The sequence below is a fragment of the Clostridium fallax genome (genome assembly GCF_900129365.1).
GTDB lineage: Bacteria > Bacillota > Clostridia > Clostridiales > Clostridiaceae > Clostridium_AH > Clostridium_AH fallax.
Map to the genome: position 1 here is coordinate 1 of NZ_FQVM01000052.1, position 2,846 is coordinate 2,846.

The following is a 2,846-nucleotide window of genomic DNA, read 5'->3' on the forward strand; positions in this document are numbered from 1 at the left end:
TTCTTTTTTATTATCATGAAAACTTCTATTTTCTTCTTTTTTTTCTTTTTCTTTATTTTTTTCTTTATAATATAAGGAGGTCTTTCTTGACTTTCATCGTAAATTCTTTTTGTATACATACCTAATATACCTAGAGATAGTAATTGAATTCCAGTAAATAAAAATAAAATAAATATTATAATAACATTAAAAGATAAAGTATTTTTTAAACATAGTTTGTAAATAATTATATATATAAAAAGTAAAATAGATAATGAAAATATTAAAGAACCTAAATGTGTTATAATTTTTAATGGTTTTGAAGAAAAGGAGATAATTCCATCTTCTGCAAGTTTTAACATATTTTTTAGTGGGTATTTAGTTTTACCTGCAAATCTTTCTTGTCTTTTATATTCTATATAGGTTTGTTTGAAACCTATCCAACTAATCATACCTCTTATGAATCTGTTTTTTTCCTTCATTTTTTTAAATTCATTAATTACTTTTCTATCTATAAGACGAAAGTCTCCAGTATCTTTTGGAATAGATATATCAGACATATAGTTTAAGAATTTATAAAAATATTTAGCTGTTAAGAGTTTGAAAAAATTTTCTCCTTTTCTTGTAGTTCTTTTTCCATATACTACATTAAAACCTTCTTTCCACTTTTTTATCATCGGTAATATTAATTCAGGAGGATCTTGTAAATCTGCATCCATAATAACAGCCACATCTCCAGAACAATTAAAAATCCCTGCGGTAACAGCATTTTGATGACCAAAATTTCTAGAAAAATCTATTATTTTAAGATTTTTATCATGTTTAGATAATTCCTCTAAAATATTAATAGTGTTATCCTTAGAGCCATCATTTATAAAAATAAACTCATAATTTATATTATTTTTTATCATTAAAGTTTTTAATCTATAATAACATTCTTTTGCAACTTCTTCCTCAAAATACATAGGAACTATAATAGAAATTAAATAATTATTTATCATAAAATCATCTCCTTAAAATTTATATAAATGTCCAAAATTTACTGGCTAAAAAATTAATAATAAATCCTAAAATTATAGCAAAAATTTGACATATATTTTTGTTTATAAAAAAATAAGATACAAATAGATAAAGCGTTAAATTATTTATTAATAAAGAAATTAAATTAACTATAATAAATTTAAAAATAATAAAGTTATTATGGCAATTATTTTTAAAAACCCATTTTTTATTTAAAATATAACTATTAAACATTCCAGCTATATAGCCTATAATATTAGCTGTTATATAGTTAAATTTTAAAAAGAGTAAAATATTATATATAGCTATATTTATTAAAGTATTTAATAAACCTACTAAAGAAAATTTACTAGTTTCCTTAAAGAATAGATTTAATTTATTAAACTTTTTAAAATTTAATATTAGGTTATTTGTTTTTTTCAAAGATTTCACTCCCCTCAAAGGCTGTAATACTTAAGATTATAAAAATCCAAGAAGCAATAAAAGAATATCTATCCTGTGATTCTATAATCAAAAACATTAAGCCATACCCACAAAAAATTATATAAAATAAATTTATTAAATAATTTCTTAAATTATATTTGTTTTTATAGATACCAATAAAAGAAAGAAGAACAATGAAAAAATAAAATAACTGAATGGAAAAAATACCACCAGAATATAAGTCTATTTTTAAAGATTCTTTTTTTAAATCTCCATTTGCCCAATATATTCCTCCAAAATCGCCGTTACTCCATTGCATAACGTACTTTCTTACATAAAATTGGGCCAATTTATACGTAGGTGTATTTAAAAGTCTATTTTTTATTATTGACTTACATAAATCTTCTGTTTTTTTATAATTATTAGGATAAACATCAATTATATCAGCGTCTTCTTTATTCCATCTTCCAAAAGAATTTATATTAGATCCCTTTAAAATAGATGTCCATTTAGATTCACTGCCTTGCCAAAGAGGAAATTCTGTTATTCCACTTAAAATAAGAGATTTACTAACTAGTATTAAAGGAATATAAAACCCCATAATCAATGAAATAATAGATAATAAAATTTTCTTTTTAGATTCTTTAAAGTAAATTAGTAAATAAATAATATAAGCTATTATAATTATTGCTCCAACCATTCTAAAAAGGTTACCTATACTTAAGGTTAGTGCAGATAAAATTAAGTAATAAATTTTCTTTTTATTTTTTATGGCTAATATAAAAATATATATACTTATAAGAAAAAAAGGTATAGCCATATTTTCAGAACAAGTTACAGCAGTATAAATTATAAGAGGAGGATATATTGCACTTATATAAGCAGCTATGATAGCCTTTTTATGTGAGTTAAAAACTTCTTTAGCTATTAAATAGCATAAAAATACAGTAATAGTTGAGAAAATAACATTAATAAATTTAATAGCAAATAATGGGTTAGGGAAAAAAATTCTTATTAAAGCAAAATATAAAACTGTAATAGTTAAATGAGGAAATCTTCCATAATAGTGAGACCCTTTAAATATTTGAAAATTTCCTTGAAGAACTGATTTTCCATTTTCATATATTCCACTAAAATCAGAAAAAGGCACACTATTTATTGAAAGGATCCATAAAAGTCTTATTAAAAATGATAAAATCATTATTAATAAAATTATCTTATAAGGGTTTATATTTTTTTTTATAGATAAATATATTAAAAAACTACTTAATATAAAAAATAAAATAAATATAACATCTGAGAAATTAAAATCTTTTATATAAATAAAGCTTTGGTTAAGAGATACAATTACAATTAAAAAGAAGAAAAAAGTCAGTGAATAGTTTAAGAATTTGCTAAACTTTAAGGCCATAAATAACTACCTC

General features: G+C 21.5%; 3 protein-coding genes. All 3 read right to left on the reverse strand.

All coding sequences use genetic code 11. The annotated features are described in order from the left end of the window. Positions 1-980: glycosyltransferase family 2 protein (locus BUA70_RS12745; protein ID WP_072897872.1), on the reverse strand; the 980-nt coding region annotated here is incomplete at its 3' end. Between the two features lie 19 nt (positions 981-999). Then, positions 1,000-1,431: a GtrA family protein gene (locus BUA70_RS12750; RefSeq protein ID WP_242977313.1), complete on the reverse strand. Its 432-nt coding sequence runs from the start codon at positions 1,429-1,431 to the stop codon at positions 1,000-1,002. Beyond that, a complete protein-coding gene (locus BUA70_RS12755; protein WP_159429654.1) occupies positions 1,406-2,623 on the reverse strand; it encodes a glycosyltransferase family 39 protein in 1,218 nt (405 codons plus the stop codon). Before BUA70_RS12755 ends, BUA70_RS12750 begins: the two co-directional genes overlap by 26 nt. Between the last annotated feature and the right edge of the window lie 223 nt (positions 2,624-2,846).

Coding starts and splice junctions, on each gene's coding strand:
- BUA70_RS12755 (WP_159429654.1), bottom strand. CDS start 2,623: ATGATTTTATCATTTTTAATAAGACTTTTATGGATCCTTTCAATAAAT.